Raw genomic sequence first — 17,598 nt, forward strand, 5'->3', positions numbered from 1 at the left:
TCCCGTGCGCCGCTGACCCCAGGCCCGGCCCGGTCCCCGCAGTGCGCCGCTGGCCCCGGGCTCGGCCCGGTCGGGCACCGCGCGGCCAGAGGCTCGTCGAGTGTCCAAGACACCCGGATGCCGTGGAGGTGGCATCCGGGTGTCTTGGACACTCAACACGTCCGAACCTGCGTACCGCCCCGAGCACCCGACGCGCCGGCGCCCACCCGCTAAGGTCGGCGCGTGACCACCGTGCTGCTCGCGCCCGACGGCTTCAAGGGCTCGATCACCGCCGCCGATGCCGCCGCAGCCCTCGCCGCCGGGTGGCTCGACGCGCGTCCCGACGACGTCACGATCGCCCGCCCCATGGCAGACGGGGGAGAGGGCACCGCCGCCGCCTTCCTCGCGGCGATTCCCGGCGCGCGCCGGATGCCCATGCGGGTGACCGGTCCGCACGGCCGCGAGGTCGCGGCATCCTGGATCCTCCTCCCACCGACCGCCGCCGCGCCGAACGGCACCGGGGTGGTCGATCTGGCGTCTACGTCGGGCATCGAGCTCCTCGGGAGCAGCCTCCGCCCGCTCGACGCCGACACCCGCGGCTTCGGGCAGGCGATCGCCGCCGCGATCGAGCACGGCGTCTCGCGACTCGTCCTCGGCATTGGTTCGAGCGCGTCGACCGACGCCGGCTTCGGCGTCCTCACCGCCCTCGGCGCGCGGATCACGGATGCCACCGGCACCGACGCCGCGCCCGGATTGCGGGGCGTGCGCACCGCCGTCCACCTGGACCGTTCCTGCCTGCGCCCACCCCCGCCGGGCGGGGCGGTGGTGCTGACCGACGTCCGGAGTCCGCTCACCGGGCCCGCGGGCGCGGCTGCGGTGTTCGGTCCGCAGAAGGGGCTCATCGACATCTCCGGGGCGGATGCCGCCCTCGCCCGCGCCGCCGTGCTGCTCGACACCGACCCCCTCGCGCCCGGAGCCGGAGCCGCCGGCGGAACCGGGGCGGCCCTGCGGGCGTGGGGTGCCGAGCTCGTTCCCGGAGCCGAGGCCGTCGCCGAGCTCATCGGGATGCGCGAGGCCGTCGCCCGCGCCGACATCGTGGTCACCGGGGAGGGGGCGTTCGACGCGAGTTCGGCGGCCGGAAAGGTCCCCGTCCGTCTCGCGGCGCTCGCCGCAGACCGTCCGGTCGCGCTCGTCGCGGGACGGATCGCTCCGGATGCCGACACCTCGGCGTTCACGACCACGATCGCGCTCGACGACCTCGCGGGTTCCCCCGCCGCCGCCCTCGCCGACCCCGTCCGCTGGCTGCGCGCCGCGGGCCACGTGCTCGCCGAGCGGCTCGGTTCGTCCTGACCCCGCGGCGGTCCCCGAGCGAGCGGGGTCCCTGCGCGAGGGGAGGTCCCCGAGCGAGCGGAGGTCCCTGCGCGAGCGGAGGTCCCTGAGCTTGTCGAAGGGACCGGTGGCTTCGACAAGCTCAGCCACCTGCGTCGAAGGGACCCAGTGGCTTCGACAAGCTCAGCCACCTCCGCCGCGGGGACCGGTGGCTTCGACAAGCTCAGCCACCTCCGCCGCGGGGACCCGGTGGCTTCGACGAGCTCAGCCACCTGCGCCGCAGGGACCCGGTGGCTTCGACGAGCTCAGCCACCTGCGCCGCAGGGACCCGGTGGCTTCGACGAGCTCAGCCACCCCCGCCGAAACACCGCCATCGCCCCGCGGCTCCGGTACCGTCTTTCATGTGACTACCGCTAGCAACAAAGATGACGAGGTCGATCTCCTCATCGACGCGTGGTCGCGACTGCTCCCCGACATCGACCTCACGCCGCTCGACGTCATGTCGCGTCTGCGGCGCGCGGCCTTCCATCTCTCGAAGCTCCGCGCGCGGGCGTTCGCGAGCGCCGACATCGCGCTGTGGGAGTTCGACGTCCTCGCGGTCCTCCGTCGCGCCGGCACCGAGCTGAGCGCCACCCGGTTGATCGCCGCGACCATGATCGGCAGCGCGGCGATGACGAACCGCCTCGACAAGCTCGCCGAGCGGGGGCTCGTGCACCGCCGCCCCAACCCCTCCGACGGTCGGGCGATCCTCGTGGCCATCACGCCCGAGGGCATCGAGCGCGTGGATGCCGCCATGACCGAGCTCGTCCGCCTCGAGGCCGAGGCGCTCCGCGGAGTCAGCCGCGCCGATCAGGCCCTGCTTGCCGATGCCCTGCGCGTCCTCGCCGCCGGGGAGACACACGAGGCGTGATCGACCTGGCGTCGACCCTCCCCGCGCGGGCGGTCGTGCTCGATGGCGGCCTCGGAACCCTCCTCGAGGCCCGCGGCAACGACGTGTCGTCGTCCCTGTGGTCCGCGCGCATCCTCCGCGACGATCCCGACGAAGTCCGCGCCGCCCACGCCGCCTTCATCGACGCGGGAGCCGAGGTCGTCATCACCTCGAGCTACCAGGTCGGTTTCGGAGTCGGGATTCCGGATGCCGACGTCGACACGCTCCTCCGCCGGTCGGTGACGCTCGCCCGAGAGGCCGGCGACGTCGCGGTCGCGGCATCCGTGGGTCCGATGGGGGCTCTGCGCGCCGACGGCAGCGAGTACACCGGTGAGTACGGCCTGACCCTCGAACAGCTGCGCGACCGGCACCGTCGCCGCCTGCGCGTCCTTGCGGACGCCGGCGCCGACCTGCTCGCGATCGAGACCATCCCCGCCGAGCTCGAGGTCGAAGCGCTCTCCCTCGAGCTCGAGGGGCTCGGCATCCCCGCCCTCTTCAGCCTCTCCGCCGACAGCACCGGCTTCGCGTCCGCGGGGTCTCTCGACAGGGCGCTGCGCACCGCGGCATCCGCTCCCGGCGTCATCGCGGTCGGGGTCAACTGCTGCGCTCCCGAGACGGTCCTTCCCGCGCTCGCCGGAGCTCCCGGCATCCCGCTCGTCGCGTATCCGAACACGGGCGAACGGTGGGATGCCACCACCCGTACCTGGCGCGGCGCCACCGCCCCGTTGGCCGACGCCGCCCCCGACTGGGTCGCGGCCGGGGCGCGCCTGGTCGGCGGATGCTGCCGCTCGCTGCCCGCCGACATCGCGGCGATCGCGGCCGCGGTGCGGGGCTGACGCCCGCGTCGCGCCTCAGCCTTCCGCGATGACGCGATCGAGCCACTCGGCGAGCAGCGCGCGCTCGGCGGCGGACAGAGCACCGAGATCGGACGCGACGGCCCGCAGAGTGACGGCGGCGGTGCGGTGACCCGCGTCGTCGGGGGAGGGGAGCGGGGATGCCGTGCGGTCGAGGATCCGGTCCAGCACGGCGTCGAAGAGGGTCTCGGCGAGATCGGGATCGCGCTCCGCGACGGGCCGCTGGATCAGCGACAGGATGGCTCCCGTACCCGCGGCGTGAATGAGGTTCACCGCGCGGGCCTCGGTCACGCGGAGACGGCCGGCCGCCGCGACGCGTCGGACGCGCTCCTCGAGCGCACGGATCCCGGCGGCCAGAGCGGGGGAGTCGCGACCGCGTCGGGGATCGCTCAGGATGACGTAGAGATCGGGGTTGTCGACGCCGAACCTCAGCGTCTCGCTCCACCCGTGACGGAGCTCCTCGACGGGGTCGCGTGGAGCGGCCGCGGGTGAGAGGGAGGCGACCTTCTCGGCGCTGAAGCGCGCCATCGCATGCTCCGCGACGGCGTCGAGAAGCCCTTCCTTGTCTCCGAACAACCGGTAGATGGTCGGCGCCTGTATTCCCGCGCGCTCGGCGACAGCGCGCGTCGTCACGGCGGCGGAACCCTCCTCCCGGAGCAGGTCGGCCGCGGCGCCGACGATCCGTTCGCGGACGTCGTGCCGGGGCGGCGGGGCGGTCATGGAATGACGATAACAAAGACTTGTTATCGGTGGTAATCGCTGTTAGCTTCCTCGTGTTTCCATTGATAACAAAAGGGGCTTCACCATGATCACCATCACCGGGGCGACAGGCGCCCTCAACGGCCGCACGGTCGAGCACCTCCTGCGGGAGGTCGATCCGTCGGACCTCACGGTCGTCGTCCGCGACCCTGCCCGAGTGGAATCCTTCGCGCGTCGCGGGGTCGCCGTCCGTCAGGGCGACTACGCGGATGCCGAGAGGCTCCCCGCCGCTTTCGAGGGGGCGGATCGACTGCTGCTCGTCTCGTCCAACGACCAGGGCGCCGACGCGGTCGCTCTGCACGAGGCGGCGATCCGCGCGGCCGTCACCGCGGGCGTCGGACACGTGTTCTACACGAGCCACCAGGGCGCCCACGCGGACTCGCCGTTCTCCCCGGCGCGCGACCACGCCGCGACCGAGGAGCTTCTCGCCGCCTCCGGGCTCCGGTGGACGTCGCTGCGCAACGGGTTCTACGCCCACGCGCTCGAGTGGATGCTCGGTCCGTGGCGCGAGACGGGCGTCGTGGCGGTTCCCGCCGAGGGGCCCGTGTCATGGACCTCGCGTGACGACGCGGCCGAGGCGGCCGCCCTGCTCCTCCTGCAGCCGGAGCCCCCGCGGGGGCCGGTGACCCTGACCGCCGCCGAGGCGCCGACCTTCGCCGACCTCGCGCGCTGGGCGGCGGAGGCCTCCGGGCTTGCCGTCGGATTCGAGGTGATCGACGAGCGGGGCTGGATGCAGCGCGCCGTCCAGGCGGGACAGCCCGAGGGGGCGGCGCGGTTCACGCTCGGGATCTTCCAGGCGGCGGCGGGCGGCTTCTTCGCCGGCACCACGCCCACGCTCCGTGACCTGCTCGACCGTGACCCGGCCACGGCGGGGGACGTGGTGGAGTCCGTCGCGCGGCGGTGATCAGCGGGCTACCCCGCCGCCCGAGGCTTCCTCCGCAACACCGTCCCGTCCGTGATGAGCTCCGTCTCCTCGGGGCGCCAGCCGTAGCTCGACCGCATGCGCTCGCGGAGCGCGGCGACGGCGGAGGGCGTTGCCACCTCGACGCCGCGCGGGCTGTCGACGGCGGACGGGTCGAGGTCACGGGCCGCCAGGCGCAGCTCCAGCAGGAGACCGAGCACGCGGTCGGTCCCGAACGCCGCGTTGGCGAGCTTCCAATCGCCGATGACGACGAGCGTGCGGCGACGATCCTCGTCGTCGTCGGGGCGAGCCGCCGGTCGACCCACCAGCCCGACGGCGACCCCGGTCATCAGCATCGTCCCCACGGCCGCGATCCCCGCGCCCGTGGAGGAGAAGAGCGTCTGCGTGAGAAGCGACTCCGGGGTGGCCAACACCATGACCCGCAGGGCGGCGTACACGCCGTACGTGATCATCGTGGCGCCGATCACCCGCATGGACGCCTGCGGAAGGACTCGGTTGCGCAGCGCGAGGGTGGCACCCACCGCGCTGACCAGGAGGAGGGCGACGCTCTTCACGACGAGGGACACGTCGGGCGAGAGCAGGGCCGACGAGATGGCTACCACCGCGGAAAGGGCGACAGCGGCACCGAGCGCGCGCGGCGACGCGCTACGTCCCGCGCGCGGTTTCGCCAGCCCGACGCACACGAGCGACGAGGCCAGCACCATGGCGGTGTCCGCGGCGACGAGCGTCCCGATCTCGCCGCCGCTGAACCGCACGATGTACATCGCCCCGGCGCCTACGGCCAAAGCACCCGACACCGAGGCCAGCCGCAGGAACACCCCGAGCGGTGTGGGATCGCCGATCCGCGGCAGCACGACGCGGATGACGCCGGCCGCCAGCCCGACGCCCATCACCACGACTCCGATCGACAGCAGCATCTCTCCCCCGGCTCTCATCATGAGCCGTTCCGGAAAGGCGGGCTGTTTTCGAGCGCCCGCTTGACGCGCGGTTCTCCGTGTGAGCCGGGGCGCGGGCTCCTCAGTCGAAGTCGGCCGCGACCGCGTTCCGGTGGTACTCGAAGATGATGCTCGTCCGTGTGGATGCCACGCTGTGCCGCGCGGAGAGATGATCGACGACGAAGCGGCGGACGGCGGACGAGTCGTCGACCGCGATGTGGACCAGGAAATCGTCGGCGCCGCCGAGGAAGAAGAGCTGGATGACGTCCGGATGCCGCCGCACGTCGTGCGCGAACGCGTGGATGCTCTCCTGTCGTTGCCCGGGGCGGAGGGTCACGCCGACGATCGCCTGGAGTCCGCGGCCGAGTCGGCTCTGATCCACCGCCGCGTGGAAGCCGGTGATGAGGCCCCGCTCGACGAGCGAACGCAGGCGGGCGTGCGCGGTCGACGCGGCCACGCCGAGGTCCTCGGCGATCGCGGCGTTCGTGATGCGCGCGTCGGCGGACAGCAGCTCGATGATGCGGGCATCGTGCGGGTGCAACTCGTCATCGGGCATCGCAGATCCTTCGGCCGTCGGCGGTCATCGGGGCGTTCACGTTCGAGAATACGCGCGCCAGGCGGCATCCATTCGAAGAATCAACGGTGTAACGCCACCGAAACACTCGTTTCTGCGATTCTCTCCGCATCGCTCATCCGCTCGAGGAGGAACCCGTGCGCGTTTCCGTGCCGACCGAGATCAAGAACAACGAGAACCGCGTCGCGATGACGCCCGCGGGCGTGGATTCCCTCGTCCACCGCGGCCACGAGGTACTTGTCCAGGCCGGTGCCGGCGAGGGCAGCGGGTTCTCCGACGAGCAGTACCGCGCCGCGGGAGCCGAGATCGTCGCCACCGCCGAAGAGACCTGGGCGCGCGCCGAGCTCCTCGTGAAGGTCAAGGAGCCGATCGCTCCCGAGTACGGGTTCCTGCGTCCCGATCTCACGCTCTTCACCTACCTGCATCTCGCGGCCGACCGCCCGCTCACCGATGCCCTGATCGCCGCCGGCACCACCGCCGTCGCGTACGAGACCGTGCAGACCGCGGACCGCGCCCTGCCGTTGCTCGCGCCCATGAGCGAGGTCGCCGGTCGACTGTCGATCATCGAGGGCGCGCACCACCTGCTGCGCGCCTCGGGCGGACGCGGCCTGCTGCCCGGCGGGGTGCCGGGCACGCCCCGCGCGAAGGTCGTCGTGATCGGCGGCGGTGTCGCGGGGGAGCACGCGGCCGCCAATGCCCTGGGACTCGGTGCTCGCGTGACGGTCGTCGACATCTCGCTGCCCAAGCTCCGCCAGCTCGAGGAGCGTTTCGGGGGTGCGATCGAGACCCGCGCCTCGACCCGCCTCGAGATCGCCGAGCAGCTCGCCGATGCCGACCTCGTGATCGGCTCGGTGCTGATCCCGGGAGCGGCGGCCCCCAAGCTCGTGACCGACGACATGGTCGCCGCGATGAAGCCCGGCTCGGTGCTCGTCGACATCGCGATCGACCAGGGCGGATGCTTCGAGGGCTCGCGTCCCACGACGCACGACGCCCCGACCTTCCGCGTCCACGAAGCGCTGTACTACTGCGTCGCGAACATGCCCGGCGCGGTCCCGCACACCTCGACGCGGGCGCTGTCGAACGCCACCCTGCCCTACATCACGCGGATCGCCGACGCGGGCTGGGACGCCGCGGCATCCGCGGATCCCGCTCTCGCGAAGGGCCTGAACGTCCGCGCCGGCGAGGTCACGAACGAGGGCGTCCGCGCCGCCTTCGCCCTCTGACGCCCCCTCAGCGCTCCGCGCGCCCCGCGCGCCCCGCGCCGCCCCGCCCCGCGCGCCCCCGCCCCGCGCGCCCCCGCCCCGCCCCGCCCGCACCGTTGAGTGTCCAAGAAACCCGGACGATTTTTCGAGGAGTCCGGGTGTTCTGGACACTCAACGCTCACGAGCGTCGGGTCACGCCCGCACCCACGCGTACGTGATCTCGGGGCGGCCGGGGCCGCCGTAGCGGGGCTCGCGGCGCACGCGGCCCACGTCGGCGAGGTGCTCGAGGTAGCGCCGGGCGGTGACCCGGGACATCCCCTCGCTCTCGCCCACCTCGGTCGAGGAGACGGCTCCGGATGCCGTGCGCACCCGCTCCGCGACGGCCTGCAGCGTCTCGTCGCTCAAGCCCTTCGGCAGCCCGGGCGACGTGACGGTGCGCAGCGATCCGAGCAGCGCGTCCACCTCGGACTGCGTCGCGTCGCCCGCCGCGCGATCCAGGCCCTCGACGTAGGCGCGGTACGCCTCGAGGCGCTCGCGGAAGGCCGCGAACGCGAACGGCTTGATGAGGTACTGCACGACCCCGATCGACACCGCGGCGCGGACGGTCGCGGCATCCCGGACCGCCGTCACCGCGATGATGTCGACGCCCGATCCGGCCGCGCGCACGCGCCGCGCGACGTCGAGGCCGTTGCCGTCGGGCATCGTCATGTCGAGGAGCACGAGGTCGATCCGGCGTTCGGGGTCGGCGATCGCCGTGAGCGCGGCCCGAGCTCCCGACGCCTGCCCCGCGACCTCGAATCCGGGCACGCGCTCCACGTAGGCCGTGTGCAGCTCGAGGGCGAGGGCGTCGTCATCGACGACCAGGACCCGGATCACGACGCCTCCTCCACCGACGGCAGGAACACCCGCACCCTCGTCGGGTCGGCGGTGACCTGCAGGGTTCCACCCCGGGCGGCCACGATATCGCGCACGAGCGCGAGTCCGACGCCGCGCCCGCCGGGGGCGTGCTCGGCCTTCGTCGACGCCCCGAACGCGAAGGGGTCGGCGAGCGACGGATCGAACCCGCCCCCGCTGTCCGACACCTCGATCACCACGTCGCTGCCGTTGTCCGCCAGAGCCGCGCGCACCCACCGGGGTTCCGCGCCCGCGGCCGCGGCATCCAGAGCATTGTCGACGAGGTTGCCGACGACGGTCACCGCCTCGGCGGGCGCGAGCGGCAGGGTCGGCCGCGGTTCGGACACGTCGAGGTCGAGTCGCACCCCGCGCTCGGCCGCCTCGTCGAGCTTGCCGAGCAGCAGGGCGACGACCACCGCATCCTCGTCATCCGAGACCAGTCGGTCGGCCAGTTCTTGGCGTTCGCCGGTGGATGCCACGATCAACCGCCGCGCGTCCTCGATCCGCCCGAGTTCGAGCAGCGCCAGCAGCGCGTGCAGGCGGTTGCCGTGCTCGTGCGTCTGCGAGCGGAGGGTGTCGCTGAGCGTGCGGACGCCCTCGAGCTCGCCGAGGAGCGCCTGCAGCTCCGACCGGTCGCGGAGCGTCATGACGTGCCCGCGCTCGGGGGCGCGGCGTCCGTTCAGGTCGCGCGCGTCCTCCTGGTTCACGAGCAGCACGCGGTCGCCGTTGACCACCGTCTCCTCGACCATGCGGCGCCCGGTGGAGATGGCCTCGGCCAGGGTGGCATCCATGTCGACCTCGTTCGGGTCGAGCGAGACCTGGCCCATGCTCGCGGGCGGAAGCCCGAGCAGGTCGGCGGCCTCGTCGTTGTACAGCACGATGCGGCCCTCGCGGTCGGTGACGACGAGCCCCTCGCGCAGCGAGTGCAGCACCGTCTCGTAGCTCTCGACCAGGCGCGACAGCTCGGCCGGGGTGTACGACCCGGTCACCCGGCGGGCGCTGCGCCGCACATACAGCGCGCCGAGCACGCCGACACCGACGATGGCGGCGGATGCCACGGCGATCAGCGGCACGCGAGCGGCGAGGTCCTGCTGCACGGCGCCGAGCGTGACCCCGACCGAGACGAGACCGACGATGGGTCCGTCCTCGTCGCCGCCCTCGCGGATGGGCGCGATCGTGCGCACGGAGGGCCCGAGGGTCCCCTCGTACACCTCGGTGTAGGTCTGACCGGCGAGCGCCTCGTCGCGCGACCCCTGGTATTCCTGGCCGATCTCGGAGCGATTGCGGTGGGTGAGACGGATGCCGTCGGGCGTCATGATCGTGACGAACGACAGGTCGGCATCGCCCAGGATCGCCTCGACCATGGGCTGCAGGGTGTCGGAATCGCGTCGCTCGACGAGGGCGGCGACGTCGGGTTCGTGGGCGAGGGTCTCGGCGACCGACCGGGTGACCTGCTCGGCCTGACGCTGTCCCGAGTCGGTGAGCTGGAACGACAGCAGCACCGCGAGGACACCCGCGACGAGCACGACGACGCCGAGAGAGACGAGCGCCAGCCGCCCACCCACGCTCAGTCGCATGCCACACCCTTCGTCGCGCCTGCCGTGAACAATACGACCACAAATGGTTCCGCCGTTCCGCCTCGATCAAAGTCGTCACATCGACCGGCGCCCCCGCCGGACTCAACGACGGCGTTAGAAAAGGGGAACTCCCAATGGCACTCTCACTCCGCACCACGCGTGACGGTCGGCCCCGCAGGAAGATCGACCGCAACCATTGGCTCTACATCTCGGTCATCGTGGCGGTGATCGCGGGTGTGATCGTCGGCCTCGTCGCCCCGGCATTCGCGACGGCCCTCGAGCCGATCGGAAAGGGCTTCGTCAGCCTGATCAAGATGATGATCGCCCCGGTCATCTTCTGCACGATCGTCGTGGGCATCGGCTCGATCGCGAAGGCCTCCACGGTCGGCAAGATCGGCGGCCTGGCGATGATCTACTTCCTCGTGATGTCGTCGTTCGCGCTGATCATCGGCCTCGTCGTCGGCAACATCATCCACCCGGGTGAGGGCCTCAGCATCGCGGGCGCCCACTACGACGCCCCGACCACCGAGGCGACCACGACGCAGGACTTCATCCTCGGCATCATTCCGACGACGTTCTTCTCCGCATTCACCGGCGGCAGCATTCTCCAGGTGCTCTTCATCGCTCTTCTCGTGGGCTTCGCCCTGCAGGGAATGGGCGAGCGCGGAGCGCGCATGGTCGAGGGAATCCGCAACTTCCAGGCGCTCGTCTTCCGCATTCTCGGAATGATCCTGTGGCTCGCGCCGATCGGTGCCTTCGGGGCGATCGCCGCGGTCGTCGGAAAGACCGGATTCCAGGCCGTGATCAGCCTCGGCATCCTGATGGGCGCGTTCTACATCACGTGCTTCCTCTTCATCGCCGTGGTCCTCGGAACGCTGCTCTACGTCGTGACCCGCGTCAACATCTTCACGCTCATGAAGTACCTGGGCCGCGAGTACCTCCTCATCGTCGGCACCTCGTCGTCCGAGGCCGCTCTGCCCCGCCTGATCGCGAAGATGGAGCACCTGGGCGTCTCGAAGCCCGTCGTCGGCATCACGGTCCCGACCGGATACTCCTTCAACCTCGACGGCACGGCGATCTACCTCACGATGGCGTCGCTGTTCATCGCCACCGCGATGGGCTCGCCCATGTCGATCGGTGAGCAGATCGGCCTCATGATCTTCATGATCATCGCCTCGAAGGGCGCCGCCGGTGTCACCGGCGCCGGTCTCGCCACCCTCGCCGGCGGCCTCTCGGCCTACCGCCCCGACCTGGTCGACGGCGTCGGCGTGATCGTCGGCATCGACCGGTTCATGTCGGAGGCCCGCGCGGTCACCAACTTCACCGGCAACGCGGTGGCGACCATGCTGATCGGCGTCTGGACCAAGCAGTACGACGGCCAGCGCGTCCGTGAGGTCCTCGCCGGCAACATCCCCTTCGACGAGTCGCTGCTCACCGGCCACGACCACTCGGCGACTCCGGCGACGGATGCCAAGGAGCAGGCGTCGCTCGACGCGGGCACCGGCCCCACGGTCGACACGAAGTCGCTCGACGCCTTCCGCGCTCAGGCCGAGGCGGAGGCCGCGGCCCGGGGTCGCTCGTGACCCTGGCGCACTCTCCGGCGGGGGCGGCTTCGGCCGCCCCCGCCCCCGCGCGTGTCGACCTCGCGCGCACCTGGATGCTCCGCTCGCCCCTCGCCGGCGGACTCGAGACCGCGGCCGACGTGCTCGTGCTCGACCTCGAGGACGGCCTCCCCTCCGGACGCAAGGCCGAGGGCCGCGACCGCGCGCGCCGCGCGGCCGACCACGCGCCCGTGTGGCTCCGCATCAGCGCCGCCGGTACGCGCGATGGGGAGGACGACCTCGCCCTGGGTCGCGAGCTCGACGATCGCCTGGCGGGGGTCGTCCTGGCGATGTGCGCCGGTCCCGCGGATGTCGCGCACGTCGCGGCATCCCTCCCCGCCGGCGTCCCCATCGTCGCGATGATCGAGTCGGCCGCGGCCCTGCTCTCGGCCCCCTCGATCGCGGCGCACCCCGCGACGCGGCGCCTCGCGTTCGGCACCGGCGACTTCCGTCGCGACACCGGTATGTCGGCCGACCGCCTCGCGCTGTCGTGGCCGCGCGCGCAGCTCGTCGTCGCCTCGGCCGCGGCGGGAATCGCCGGTCCCATCGACGGCCCGTGCGGCCCGGTGGATCAGGCTCGGGATGCCGCCGTCCACGCCGTCGCGATGGGCTTCACCGGCACTCTCGCGCTACAGGATGCCGCCGTCCCCGGCGCGCACGCCGGCTTCACGCCCGCGCCCGACGAGGTCGAGCGCGCCCGGGCGCTGCTGTCGGCGACGCCGGACGGCCCGGTCGACGGCTCCTACGCCCCGACGCTCGCCCGCGCCCGCGCCCTGGTGACCCGCGCTGAGGCCCTCGCCGCGCTGTAGCCCCCCCCAGCCCGCGTGCCCGCGCGCCCGCGCGCCCGCGTGCCCGCGCGCCCGCGCGCCCGCGTTCCCGCGTTGAGTGTCCAAAACACCCGGACTGTTTTCTGAAGCGTCCGTGTGTCTTGGACACTCAACGCCGCGACCCCGGCGCGCTCAGCTCCGCCGAAACCACCGCCGGCGCACCACCGGCGCGACAGCCGCCGCTTCCTCCCGCGCCCGGCGCCGCTCGGCCCACGCCGCCACCTCGGCCTCCACGTCGACCGTCGGCGTGACCACGGGCGGCCCGCCCTGCAGCTGCCGCCGCGCCTCGATCACGCGCCGGTTGAAGTCGTGCAGCGCCTCGCGGACGTCGGGCTCGCGTGCAATGGCATCCATTCGCTCCGCCCGCTCGGCGTACTCGACCCGAAGCGTGAGGGCCGGCGGCCCGAGACCGGTGAGCTGCTCGGCCTCGATCTTGCGCCGGATCCACCAGTCGGGGTCATGCGCCCCGTCGAGGTCGGGGAGGGGCTTGCCGGCACCGGGCAGGTCGTCGAACTCCCCGCGGCGGATCGCCTGCTGGATCGACGTCTCGACGTACGCGGCGCGCTCGGCCGCGGTCGATCCGCGCTCCGGTCCGGTCGCCGCGGGCTCAGGTTCGAGCCCGCTCTCGCGCAGCTCGCGGTCGAGCCGGTAGCGCTCGGCCGACTGGCGTGGGTCGTCGCTCATGGGCACCTCCGGTCATTCCAGGCTACGACGCCTCCGCGGGCCGGGCGCCGACGCGCGGCCCGGGCACGGCGAGCGGGCTGGGTGCCACGCGCGGACCGGGCGCAGCGTGCGAAACTCCGGAGAACCGGATGCCACGGCCCCCGCACGCACCCAAAACGGCGTCACCACGCCAAGAACTCAGGAGTTTCGCACACCTCGCGCCCCACACCGGAGCCCCGCACGGTCGCCGAGCCCCCCTCACACACCCAGCCGCCGCAGCCTCTCCCGCGCCATGTCCTGAGCGCGCGGACCCGACCCGAGCGCCCGCTCCGTCACGCGCAGGACCAGCCGCGTCACCGTCAGCACCGGAAGCGGCGACCGGCGCAGCCCCAGCATCTTCCGGAATCGCGGCGGGATCGTCGCGACCGCCGCGGCGAACAGCACGCGGTACGACAGCCCCATGAGCCCGCGGAACGGCGGCTTCTTGAGGAACCGCACGACCTCGTCGACGCGCTCGTCGTGGCGCAGCTCGCCGCGCTCGAGGAAGCCGTCGAGCTCCGCGTGCAGAGCCGCGCGCGTGAGCGGGGGGTCCACGACGCGCATCAAGCGCCCCGCGGTGGCCCAATCGGCGACGTACGCGTCAGGGCCACCGGGGATGGGCCGGCGCGACACCTCGTGTCCCGACAGGAACGCGTCCGTGAAGGCGAGGTGCACCCAGCGCACGAGGTCGGGCGCTTCGGCGGAGTAGGAGCGCTCGTGCCCGTCACCCGCCCGGTACTCGCCTTTCACCCGCTGGTGGAACCGGCCGACGCGTGCGGTTTCGGCATCCGCCTGTGTCCGTGAACCGTAGGTGAGCGTGACGACCCAGCGCACCGTACCGGTGAGGCGCCCGAGCGGATCCTCGCGGTACCGCGACCAGTCGTGCACACCCGCGAGGGCGCCCGGGTGCAGAGCCTGAAGGAGCAGGGCCCGGATGCCGGCGACCAGGGTCCCCGTCCCGGCGTGAACCGTCCACGCGGGACCGTTCTCGGCGAAGTACCCGGCGTCATCGCCCTCGGCGATCGCCCGCACGTAGGGGGCCATGCCGGTCGGATCTCCGGCGAGGGCGACGAGGAGTTTCCCCCGCAGCGACGGAATCCAGCCGGGTGCGGGGGAGGGGGAGTCGCTCACCTCTCCAGCGTGCCACCGCCGCGCCCCACGGGCGCCGAGGTGTCGCGGCATCGAGAGAGTCAGTGCCCCTCGTGCGAGATGACGGGCACCGTGCCGTCGTCGCGCAGCAGGACAGCATTCTGCGTCGCGCCGAGGGCGGGGGTCACGACGACCGCGATCACGGCGGCGGCCACGAGGAGCCCGACGACGCTCATGGGCTGCGCGGTACGCGTCGCGCTCGCGGAGCGGCGCTGATGACGCAGATGCACCGCAACGCTCGCGCCCACGATGACGAGAAGAAGGGATGCCGCAGCCACCGCGAGCACACTCGTATGCGCCGGGACGACGAAGAGCAGGGCGGTGACACCGAAGATCGTGATGAGGCTTCCGCCGAGCACGAGGGCCGGAACGACGAGGCGTCCCGCCCAGAGGACCACGCCACCCCACGCGAGGGCGGCGAGTCCGAGAGCCACCAGTCCGATCCCGAGGCCGTCGGCGACGGCCCCGGAATCGGGACGGGTGATGGCGCCCGCACCGAGGGCGGCGGTGATCAGGCCGGCCCCCCAGGCGAACACGGAGGGCCACGACCGGACGAAGGTCGCAGCAGTCATGCTCAGACCGCCGCGGTGCGGGGGATGCTGCGCTCGGTGCCGAGGCCGACACCCAGCAGCACGACGGCGCTGGCGAGGTGCAGGAAGTGGTCGGGCACGTTCAGAGCCAGGATGTTGGCCGGGCCCATGAGGAAGAAGCCGACGATGCCGAGCAGCAGGTAGACGGCACCGACAGTGGTGTTGACGCCCTTCGCCGCGCGGGCGTTGGCGAGGCCGGCGACGAGCAGGGCGCCACCGATCAGGAGGTGAGCGATGTTGTGGAGCGGGTTGACCTCGAAGATGCCGAGGAGCAGGCCGCCCTCGTTCGAGATGAAGCCGACGCCGCCGGTCACGGCGAAGCCGAGCAGACCGACGAGCAGGTAGACGGCCCCGAAGATGGTGGCGACGAGGCGGTTGGGTGAAGAGCTCATGATGAACCTCCCAGTGAGTTAGCAGCGACCTCGTGGCCGCCTTCGTCACATCTTCGGAGACAATGAGTGGTTCGGATTGGGCTTTGCGTCGCCGCACGTTCTCCGGTAGAAGCGGTTCGCGAAATGCCCGCCCCCGGAAACGACAGAAGGCCCCCGAGTACTCTCCGAGGCCCTCCGCAACAAAGCCCACCATACGAAGCGACCCGACCCCTCCTCGGGGGATTGCATTTCACACGCTGTTCACGTAGCGCGCGCTCTGCCACGATCGGCTCATGGAATTCGAAACGACTCTGCTGCAGATGGGCAACAACACCGGCATCGAGGTGCCGGTCGAGGTCGTCGAGGCGCTGGGCGGCGGAAAGCGCGCGGCCGTCATCGTCGACGTCGCCGGGTACGTGTTCTCGAGCACCCTGGGCGCCATGGCCGGAAAGACGCTCATTCCGTTCTCGGCCGACAAACGCGCCGCATCAGGCCTTTCAGGTGGGGATGCCATCTCCGTCGACCTGAAACTCGACACGGCCCCGCGCACGGTCGAGGTGCCCGACGACCTCGCCGCGGCCCTCGCGGAGGCGGGCGCGCGAGCGGCGTTCGACGCCCTCGCGCCGAGCGCGCGCAAAGCGCACGTGACGAACGTCGAGGGGGCCAAGACGGCCGAGACCCGCACCCGCCGCATCGCCGCGATCGTCGCCAAGCTCGTCTAGTCCGACCGGCTCGTCGGAACGTCCCGACCGATAACCTGGAGCGGGAGGGTTTCGTGGGCCGCACAAAGGATGCCATTGCCGAAGGGCTGTCGATCGCAACGGCGGCAGCGCGACTCACGGTGCGCAACCGCATCCTCGTCGAGACGATCGCCCGCGGCGGCCACTTCGACAGCGAGGTGTTCGCGGACTTCGCCCGCGCCACGCTCCGCGACCTCGCCGACGAGCAGGATCAAGCGGCCGAGCGCGTGACGAACCAGCGCAAGCGCGCGTGGGGACGGTTCTCCGACTCATCGGGGACGCACGATTACCGCGACCGCGACACCCGCAATCTGCGTCGTCGTGCCAACCAGTCGCGCGGTGTCGCGAAAGAGCTGCGCGCCCTCGCCGACGACGCGACGCGCGTCAACGCCCTCGTCGCCGACGCCCGGATGGCCGCGTGGGGCGATGTCGAGGCCAACCTGAGCCAGCGCCTCGACGTCGAAGGCATGACGGCGGATGCCGATCCCGATTACGCCACCATGCGCCGGGCCCGGATGGATGCCCTCCGCATGGTCGACCTCGCCCGGCTCGCCTCGCAGGCGAAACGGAAGGCGAAAGAGAAGGCGGCGTCCGAGCCCGTCGATGCGGAAGATTCGGGCGGCAAGAAGAAGAAGTCGGCCGCTCGCTGACACCGGATTCTTCGCGGTCGCATGTCACACGACGGTGCCGGCCGGACATTCCCGGGTATGGACGAAGCCGAGCTGTGGCGCCGCGTCACCGCCGACGGCGACGACCGGGCGCTGAGCGCGCTGTACGAGCGGCACGTGGACCGCGTCTTCCGTCACGCGGCTCGACTTGCGTCGGATCGACGGGATGCCGAGGATGCCACGGCCGTGGCCTTCTTCGAGCTGTGGCGCCGGCGTGACGCGGTGCGTGTCGTCGACGGGTCGCCGCTGCCGTGGCTGCTCGCGACGACGACGAACGCGCTGCGCAATCTGCAGCGCGCGGCCGCCCGATACCGGCGCCTGCTCGACACCTTGCCCCGCGCCGACGACGCGGCATCCGCCGAGGAAGACGCCTTCGCCGATGAGAACGCCCTCGCGGTGCTCGCTCCGCTGGGTGCCGTCGACCGCCAGCTGGTCACGCTCGTGCATCTGGTTCTGCCCCCTCGCCCCGACAGGGCGAACCAGCTTCGCGTGGAGGTGCGCTGTCTCACGCCGGGCACGTTCACGTTCCCCGGCGGCTCCGCCACCTGCACGGCCGCGGACCTCGCGGCGAATCCCGCGGGGGTGGTGTCGTGGATCGACGTCCCTCTCGCGTCGGTCGGCTCCGAGGTGGCGGTGTCAGCGGGTCGCGGCGAGAGCTGGCGCCTGACCGCGACCTTCCTCGAGGCTGAGCCGGTGCCTCTCGCGGTCAACGACCGCGGCCAGACTTACGGTTCTTCGGGGGCGGGGGAGGAACCCGACCTCATTGCCGTCGTCGCGACCAACGGACGCGAAGGATACGTGGATGCCGATGAGCTGGCGGATGCCACCGGCTCGAGCCAGAAGGTCGCGTCGCCCGACGAGGCTCTGCGGTGGCAGGGCGAGCGCGCGGGCCAGGCCTTCGTCGTTCCGGTGCACCTGTCGGATGGCGTGACACGGGTCGGCGACTTCGTGGTGCAGTGACGAACGAGAGAGCCCCCGTCGACCGAAGTCGACGGGG

Annotated in this window: 19 protein-coding genes; 10 read left to right on the top strand and 9 right to left on the bottom strand. The window is 72.1% G+C overall.

Annotated features, from left to right (window positions below; genetic code table 11):
- Nucleotides 1-222 precede the first annotated feature (222 nt).
- From MTES_RS10945 to mmuM, 3 genes are all read left to right on the top strand, one after another.
- Nucleotides 223-1,329, top strand: a complete 1,107-nt coding sequence (locus MTES_RS10945; protein ID WP_013585320.1) for a glycerate kinase — start codon at nt 223-225, stop codon at nt 1,327-1,329.
- A gap of 382 nt (nt 1,330-1,711) precedes the next feature.
- On the top strand, nt 1,712-2,218 hold the full coding sequence (locus MTES_RS10950; RefSeq protein ID WP_013585321.1) for a MarR family winged helix-turn-helix transcriptional regulator: 507 nt from the start codon (nt 1,712-1,714) through the stop codon (nt 2,216-2,218).
- Complete coding sequence (gene mmuM / locus MTES_RS10955) at nt 2,215-3,072, top strand: homocysteine S-methyltransferase (protein WP_013585322.1); 858 nt, start codon at nt 2,215-2,217, stop codon at nt 3,070-3,072. Before MTES_RS10950 ends, mmuM begins: the two co-directional genes overlap by 4 nt.
- A gap of 15 nt (nt 3,073-3,087) precedes the next feature.
- On the opposite strand, the gene MTES_RS10960 is transcribed toward mmuM, so the two are convergent.
- Nucleotides 3,088-3,810: a TetR/AcrR family transcriptional regulator gene (locus MTES_RS10960; protein ID WP_013585323.1), complete on the bottom strand. Its 723-nt coding sequence runs from the start codon at nt 3,808-3,810 to the stop codon at nt 3,088-3,090.
- Between the two features lie 85 nt (nt 3,811-3,895).
- Between MTES_RS10960 and MTES_RS10965 the strand changes: the two genes are divergently transcribed.
- Nucleotides 3,896-4,753, top strand: a complete 858-nt coding sequence (locus MTES_RS10965; protein WP_013585324.1) for an NAD(P)H-binding protein — start codon at nt 3,896-3,898, stop codon at nt 4,751-4,753.
- Between the two features lie 8 nt (nt 4,754-4,761).
- Here MTES_RS10965 and MTES_RS10970 read toward each other — a convergent pair whose 3' ends face one another.
- Nucleotides 4,762-5,709 (bottom strand): hypothetical protein, encoded by a 948-nt coding sequence (locus MTES_RS10970; RefSeq protein WP_148272859.1) that lies wholly within the window; start codon nt 5,707-5,709, stop codon nt 4,762-4,764.
- 79 nt (nt 5,710-5,788) lie between these two features.
- Entirely contained in the window at nt 5,789-6,262 is a 474-nt protein-coding gene (locus MTES_RS10975; protein WP_013585326.1) for an Lrp/AsnC family transcriptional regulator, read from the bottom strand.
- 155 nt (nt 6,263-6,417) lie between these two features.
- Here MTES_RS10975 and ald point away from each other — a divergent pair, with 155 nt between their 5' ends.
- The gene (ald, locus tag MTES_RS10980) at nt 6,418-7,503 is read left to right on the top strand and encodes an alanine dehydrogenase (protein WP_013585327.1); all 1,086 of its coding nucleotides are present in this window, start codon (nt 6,418-6,420) and stop codon (nt 7,501-7,503) included.
- A gap of 171 nt (nt 7,504-7,674) precedes the next feature.
- Here the strand turns inward: ald and MTES_RS10985 are convergent, their stop codons facing one another.
- Together MTES_RS10985 and MTES_RS10990 are read right to left on the bottom strand one after the other, a co-directional pair.
- Nucleotides 7,675-8,358 (bottom strand): response regulator, encoded by a 684-nt coding sequence (locus MTES_RS10985; RefSeq protein WP_013585328.1) that lies wholly within the window; start codon nt 8,356-8,358, stop codon nt 7,675-7,677.
- Nucleotides 8,355-9,953 carry a sensor histidine kinase gene (locus MTES_RS10990; protein ID WP_013585329.1) on the bottom strand — a complete coding sequence of 533 codons (1,599 nt, stop codon included), beginning with the start codon at nt 9,951-9,953 and terminating at the stop codon, nt 8,355-8,357. The genes MTES_RS10985 and MTES_RS10990 overlap by 4 nt, the downstream gene beginning before the upstream one ends.
- Before the next feature lie 134 nt (nt 9,954-10,087).
- Between MTES_RS10990 and MTES_RS10995 the strand changes: the two genes are divergently transcribed.
- Together MTES_RS10995 and MTES_RS11000 are read left to right on the top strand one after the other, a co-directional pair.
- On the top strand, nt 10,088-11,536 hold the full coding sequence (locus MTES_RS10995; protein WP_013585330.1) for a C4-dicarboxylate transporter DctA: 1,449 nt from the start codon (nt 10,088-10,090) through the stop codon (nt 11,534-11,536).
- Nucleotides 11,533-12,363, top strand: coding sequence for an HpcH/HpaI aldolase/citrate lyase family protein (locus MTES_RS11000; RefSeq protein WP_013585331.1), 831 nt, complete (start codon nt 11,533-11,535; stop codon nt 12,361-12,363). Before MTES_RS10995 ends, MTES_RS11000 begins: the two co-directional genes overlap by 4 nt.
- A gap of 150 nt (nt 12,364-12,513) precedes the next feature.
- Here MTES_RS11000 and MTES_RS11005 read toward each other — a convergent pair whose 3' ends face one another.
- The 4 genes from MTES_RS11005 to MTES_RS11020 form a co-directional block, all read right to left on the bottom strand.
- Nucleotides 12,514-13,065, bottom strand: a complete 552-nt coding sequence (locus MTES_RS11005; RefSeq protein WP_013585332.1) for a DUF1992 domain-containing protein — start codon at nt 13,063-13,065, stop codon at nt 12,514-12,516.
- A gap of 237 nt (nt 13,066-13,302) precedes the next feature.
- Nucleotides 13,303-14,214, bottom strand: a complete 912-nt coding sequence (locus MTES_RS11010) for an oxygenase MpaB family protein (protein ID WP_013585333.1) — start codon at nt 14,212-14,214, stop codon at nt 13,303-13,305.
- A gap of 59 nt (nt 14,215-14,273) precedes the next feature.
- Nucleotides 14,274-14,804 carry a hypothetical protein gene (locus tag MTES_RS11015; RefSeq protein ID WP_013585334.1) on the bottom strand — a complete coding sequence of 177 codons (531 nt, stop codon included), beginning with the start codon at nt 14,802-14,804 and terminating at the stop codon, nt 14,274-14,276.
- A gap of 2 nt (nt 14,805-14,806) precedes the next feature.
- The gene (locus tag MTES_RS11020; RefSeq protein WP_013585335.1) at nt 14,807-15,214 is read right to left on the bottom strand and encodes a DUF4383 domain-containing protein; all 408 of its coding nucleotides are present in this window, start codon (nt 15,212-15,214) and stop codon (nt 14,807-14,809) included.
- 272 nt (nt 15,215-15,486) lie between these two features.
- Between MTES_RS11020 and MTES_RS11025 the strand changes: the two genes are divergently transcribed.
- The 3 genes from MTES_RS11025 to MTES_RS19755 are packed head-to-tail and all read left to right on the top strand — an operon-like array spanning nt 15,487 to nt 17,561.
- Nucleotides 15,487-15,915, top strand: coding sequence for a YdeI/OmpD-associated family protein (locus MTES_RS11025; RefSeq protein WP_013585336.1), 429 nt, complete (start codon nt 15,487-15,489; stop codon nt 15,913-15,915).
- 53 nt (nt 15,916-15,968) lie between these two features.
- A complete protein-coding gene (locus MTES_RS11030) occupies nt 15,969-16,583 on the top strand; it encodes a hypothetical protein (RefSeq protein ID WP_013585337.1) in 615 nt (204 codons plus the stop codon).
- 57 nt (nt 16,584-16,640) lie between these two features.
- Nucleotides 16,641-17,561 carry an RNA polymerase sigma factor gene (locus MTES_RS19755; RefSeq protein ID WP_013585338.1) on the top strand — a complete coding sequence of 307 codons (921 nt, stop codon included), beginning with the start codon at nt 16,641-16,643 and terminating at the stop codon, nt 17,559-17,561.
- The last annotated feature ends 37 nt before the right edge of the window (nt 17,562-17,598 follow it).

The sequence above is a fragment of the Microbacterium testaceum StLB037 genome (assembly GCF_000202635.1).
GTDB classification, from domain to species: domain Bacteria; phylum Actinomycetota; class Actinomycetes; order Actinomycetales; family Microbacteriaceae; genus Microbacterium; species Microbacterium testaceum_F.

What these genes read in the sequence shown, in the direction of transcription:
- MTES_RS10960 (WP_013585323.1), bottom strand. Translation starts at nt 3,810, where the DNA reads ATGACCGCCCCGCCGCCCCGGCACGACGTCCGCGAACGGATCGTCGGC.
- MTES_RS10965 (WP_013585324.1), top strand. Translation starts at nt 3,896, where the DNA reads ATGATCACCATCACCGGGGCGACAGGCGCCCTCAACGGCCGCACGGTC.
- MTES_RS10970 (WP_148272859.1), bottom strand. Translation starts at nt 5,709, where the DNA reads ATGATGAGAGCCGGGGGAGAGATGCTGCTGTCGATCGGAGTCGTGGTG.
- MTES_RS10975 (WP_013585326.1), bottom strand. Translation starts at nt 6,262, where the DNA reads ATGCCCGATGACGAGTTGCACCCGCACGATGCCCGCATCATCGAGCTG.
- MTES_RS10990 (WP_013585329.1), bottom strand. Translation starts at nt 9,953, where the DNA reads ATGCGACTGAGCGTGGGTGGGCGGCTGGCGCTCGTCTCTCTCGGCGTC.
- MTES_RS10995 (WP_013585330.1), top strand. Translation starts at nt 10,088, where the DNA reads ATGGCACTCTCACTCCGCACCACGCGTGACGGTCGGCCCCGCAGGAAG.
- MTES_RS11005 (WP_013585332.1), bottom strand. Translation starts at nt 13,065, where the DNA reads ATGAGCGACGACCCACGCCAGTCGGCCGAGCGCTACCGGCTCGACCGC.
- MTES_RS11015 (WP_013585334.1), bottom strand. Translation starts at nt 14,804, where the DNA reads ATGACTGCTGCGACCTTCGTCCGGTCGTGGCCCTCCGTGTTCGCCTGG.
- MTES_RS11020 (WP_013585335.1), bottom strand. Translation starts at nt 15,214, where the DNA reads ATGAGCTCTTCACCCAACCGCCTCGTCGCCACCATCTTCGGGGCCGTC.
- MTES_RS11025 (WP_013585336.1), top strand. Translation starts at nt 15,487, where the DNA reads ATGGAATTCGAAACGACTCTGCTGCAGATGGGCAACAACACCGGCATC.
- MTES_RS19755 (WP_013585338.1), top strand. Translation starts at nt 16,641, where the DNA reads ATGGACGAAGCCGAGCTGTGGCGCCGCGTCACCGCCGACGGCGACGAC.